The following is a 4,428-nucleotide window of genomic DNA, read 5'->3' on the forward strand; positions in this document are numbered from 1 at the left end:
CTTCAAAAATCCCAATTTGAAACATTTATAAATTATTCCTACTTGTCTAAGGATTATTTATACCACTACAGCCTATCTAAATCAGATCTAACATCTGGCGGCGTTTTTGCTCAAACTCATACTCAGAAATTAATCCTTCTTGACGAAGCGCGTCCAACTCCCGCAAAGCATTAGCTACTGATTCTACTTGATTACTCTGAGGAGGCGTTACCTGACCTTGACTTCTACCCAAATTAAAATGACGATCAAAAGTCTCTTGATCTTGAGTTAAATACCAAACCCACTCAATAGCACTAGCTACCTTGGGAATAGGTGTCCAAGATAATAAAACATACAATATTCCCCAAAGTGGTTGCCCCAAGTAGAATTTATGCAAGCCTGGAATCGTTATTGTCCCAGAAAAAGCTAAAATAGCCGCAATAATCCGATTTTTTTCCTTAATTAACATCATCTCATCCTAATATAATTTGTGGGATAATTTGTCAAGTTACTTCCAAAGCTCAGAAAACAAGTAGTGAAATTTCGGTAAAAAACCCTACCTTAACCAACCTAGTTTTTATATATGAATCTTCTACACTAAAATTAAGGTGTAAAGCCAAAATTTCCAGCTACTGGACTAATAGTAATCATTTAAATTAAAGAAAATGGGATTCTTCGACTCGGAAATAGTGCAGCAAGAGGCCAAGCAGTTGTTTGAAGAGTATCAAGCACTCATTCAACTTGGCAACAGCTATGGTAAATTTGACCGTGAGGGCAAGAAATTGTTTATTGAGCAAATGGAATCTATGATGGACAGATATCGCGTCTTTATGAAGCGTTTTGAGCTATCAGAGGATTTCATGGCCCAAATGACTATACAGCAGCTAAAAACTCAATTAGGTCAGTTTGGTGTAACTCCACAACAAATGTTTGAGCAAATGAATGTCACATTAGAAAGGATGAAAGCGGATTTGGAAAAAACAAAATGACCATTTAGGTAATGGGTAATGGGTAATGGGTAATGGGTAATGGGTAATAGGTAACAATAATTTCCCATCACCACTGTCAACTGTCAACTGTCAACTGTCAACTGTCAACTAACCTATTAATTTGACTTAGGACGTGGGAACTGAGAGGGGGACTTAAACTTCTCTACAGGCACATCCTTAAGTGCTTTCATCATAAAATCGCGCCAAATAGGGGCTACCATTACCCCACCAGTTGCTCCACGTGCTAATTGTCTGCTGTCGTCCCTACCTACCCAGACCGCAGTAGTTAGTTGCGGCACAGTACCCACAAACCAAATATCCTTTTCTGAGGATGTAGTTCCGGTTTTCCCAGCGGCTGGTCTATTTATGGCGGCATTTTTACCCGTACCTTCAGTAATTACCGAAGTCATAATATCAATGGTCGCCGCTGATGCCCAAGAATCGAGAACTTGTTTAGGTTTAGGTGTATTATCGAGAATCACATTACCAGAACTATCTGTAATGCGGACAATTACGGTAGGTGGTGATTGCCAGCCATAATTAGCAAAGGTAGCATAAGCACTAGCCATTTCTAAAGGAGTGACACCAATAGCACCTAAAGGCAGAGAGGTAACGGGTTCCATTGGACTCATAATACCCAAAGTCCGGCAGGTTTCAACCACTTTATTCATTCCCACCGCTTTACCAAGTTTAATCACTGGGATATTGCGAGAATGGGCTAGGGCTGTGCGAATTGACATTGCTCCAGCAAAACTACCATCATAGTTTTTTGGGTAGTACCAACCATTACCATCTTGATAACCCACTGGAGCATCTATGACTGTGGTATCCGGTGCATATTTACCACTAGCAAAGGCAGCATAGTAAACAAAAGGCTTAAATGAAGAACCTGGTTGACGTTGCGCTTGGGTAGCTCGGTTAAATTCACTGGTTTTATAATCTACACCACCAACTAGAGCTTTAACAAAATGCGTCCGAGGATCAATTGCTACCAAGGCCATTTGATTCTTAGATAACCCTTGGGACTGAAGCTTTTGATGCCATTCTTTAATGGTTTCTTCAGCCATGGCTTGGAATTTAGCATCAACAGTAGTTTGTACGCGCATTCCTCCTTTGAGCAGGGCATCCCGGCCAAATTTTTTCCGCAACTCTTGGGCTACTGTATCGGTAACATAAGGTAGGGCGCTACCTTGAAAAGACCTGATTTTACCAAGTTTAATTTCTTCTTTTAAGGCATCATCCTTTTCTTTTTGGGTAATCCAATTTAACTCTATCATCCGCCCCAAAACTTCTTTTTGTTTCTGTTTGGCCATTTTCATACTGGCAAAAGGGCTAAACTCTTCTGGTGCTTGGATTAAACCAGCCATCATGGCTGATTCACCTAAAGTTAAATATTCTGCTGATTTGTTAAAATAACTGCGGGCTGCTGTTTGCACACCGTAGTTGTTATGACCCCAATAAACTTGATTGAGGTACATTTCCAGAATCTCGTCTTTACTGAGAATTTGCTCTAAACGAATTGCTAGTACAGCCTCGGCTAATTTCCGCGTAAAAGCCCGTTTTTGAGACAAAAACAGGTTTTTCACCAATTGCATGGTGATGGTAGAACCACCTTCTTTGACACCACCTGCTACCATGTTGACTACCACAGCACGGCCAACTCCACTAGGATTAATCCCATGATGATCGTAAAAGTGACCATCTTCACTGGCCAAAACTGCGCGTTTCAGGTTGGGGGAAATTCTATCCAATGGTACTACTTCTCGGTTAGCTTCTCCGTGGATACTGGTTAAAAGTTTACCTTTTATATCGTATATGTAAGTTGTTTCTGAAGGAAAAAAGTTTTTAATTTGTCTAACATCTGGTAAATTACGGAAACTAATGGCTAAACCAACTAGTGTCCCCGCTACAATGGAGCTTGATAGGAGTGTTATAAATAGGAGAGTACCCCCAGTTATCTGACCGACTCCTTTAAAAAACTCAAATCCAGATGAATCCTGCTGTTGTGGTTGTTTGTTATCAAAAGTCCTGGATGACACGGCTATCTCACTTCCTCACTGGTAAATTTAAATGTAATTCATTAAATGGCAAAAGACGGTTAATTTTTTGTAATTATAGTAATCTGGCAAAACAGAGCAGGGATGACAACCCTAACTTTTACAGTCGAAAGTATATTTAATGGCGAATTTCTTAGTATGACGCAAAATTTCTCTTGGTTGCATCGTGGTGTGGCAGAAATTTTTCCTCAACCCCATAACGATGATCATGACACGGAAAGTCTAGAAAAACGGTTACTTAATTCTGACCGTCCTTTAAGAATTAAACTAGGTATTGACCCTACGGGGGCAGATATTCATCTTGGTCATAGTATACCTGTGCGGAAATTGCGGGCTTTTCAAGATGCTGGTCATACGGCGGTACTGATTATTGGGGATTTTACGGCGCGAATTGGTGATCCTACTGGTAAATCTGAGGTGCGTCGTCAGCTTACGGAGGCTGATGTGACACGAAATGCTCAAACTTATCTTGACCAGGTACGTCCTATTTTAGATTTTGATACTCCTGGTCGGTTGGAGGTACGTTATAACTCTCAATGGCTTTCCCAGATGGATTTAGGAAAAACTTTAGAGCTACTTTCTACCATGACTGTAGGACAAATGTTAGCTAAGGAAGGTTTTGCAGAACGTTATCAACAAGAGAGTCCCATTTTTCTCCATGAGTTCCTGTATCCACTGATGCAAGGTTATGATTCTGTGGCTGTGGAAGCAGATGTAGAATTAGGGGGAACTGATCAAAAATTTAACATCGCTGTCGGTCGAGATTTACAACGTCATTTTGGCTTAAAACCGCAGTTTGGACTGTTATTACCAATTTTGATTGGCACTGATGGTGTACAAAAAATGTCTAAGTCTTTAGGTAATTATGTTGGTTTGGGTGAACATCCTTCACAAAAGTATCAAAAACTCCAAGGTGTACCAGATAATTTACTCCCACAGTATTTTGAATTGCTGACAGATCTATCTTTGGATAGTTTGCCACAAAACCCACGCGATCGCCAGGAGTATTTAGCCTGGGAAGTGGTGCGTCAATATCACGGTGAAGCGGCAGCTAATGAGGCTAGAGAGGCTGCTAAAAGTGGTGGACGGGAGGGAGCATTACCGGAGTATTCTGTGGCTACTATTCCTCAATTTCCTGCGAAATTAGCCTTTGTTTTGGGTGCTACTGGTTTATGTAAAAGTACCGCCGAAGGTAAAAGGAAAATTCAGGAGGGTGGAGTGAGGATAGATGGTGATAAGATTACTGATGCGGATTTAAGTTTTTCTCAGCCTGATGATTTATACAATAAAGTGTTACAGGTAGGTAAGAAAAATTTTGTACGGTTAGTAAAGTAGCTATAGCAATCCTACCCCAACCTTGAGAAAATACGTAGATAAAAATCCTTGTTTTATAAGCACTTGAG

General features: G+C 40.5%; 4 protein-coding genes. 2 read left to right on the forward strand and 2 right to left on the reverse strand.

Annotation, left to right across the window (positions count from 1 at the left end; all coding sequences use genetic code 11):
* Positions 1-76: 76 nt before the first annotated feature.
* On the reverse strand, positions 77-448 hold the full coding sequence (locus tag ACIR310F_RS0111255) for an NINE protein (protein ID WP_028083916.1): 372 nt from the start codon (positions 446-448) through the stop codon (positions 77-79).
* A gap of 196 nt (positions 449-644) precedes the next feature.
* On the opposite strand from ACIR310F_RS0111255, the gene ACIR310F_RS0111260 reads away from it, so the two are divergent.
* Positions 645-968, forward strand: coding sequence for a DUF1825 family protein (locus tag ACIR310F_RS0111260; protein WP_028083917.1), 324 nt, complete (start codon positions 645-647; stop codon positions 966-968).
* Positions 969-1,084: 116 nt separating this feature from the next.
* Here ACIR310F_RS0111260 and ACIR310F_RS0111265 read toward each other — a convergent pair whose 3' ends face one another.
* On the reverse strand, positions 1,085-3,007 hold the full coding sequence (locus tag ACIR310F_RS0111265; RefSeq protein ID WP_028083918.1) for a transglycosylase domain-containing protein: 1,923 nt from the start codon (positions 3,005-3,007) through the stop codon (positions 1,085-1,087).
* A gap of 156 nt (positions 3,008-3,163) precedes the next feature.
* Here ACIR310F_RS0111265 and tyrS point away from each other — a divergent pair, with 156 nt between their 5' ends.
* Positions 3,164-4,360: a tyrosine--tRNA ligase gene (gene tyrS / locus ACIR310F_RS0111270; protein ID WP_028083919.1), complete on the forward strand. Its 1,197-nt coding sequence runs from the start codon at positions 3,164-3,166 to the stop codon at positions 4,358-4,360.
* Positions 4,361-4,428 lie beyond the last annotated feature (68 nt).

It is taken from the genome of Dolichospermum circinale AWQC310F, assembly GCF_000426925.1.
GTDB lineage: Bacteria > Cyanobacteriota > Cyanobacteriia > Cyanobacteriales > Nostocaceae > Dolichospermum > Dolichospermum circinale.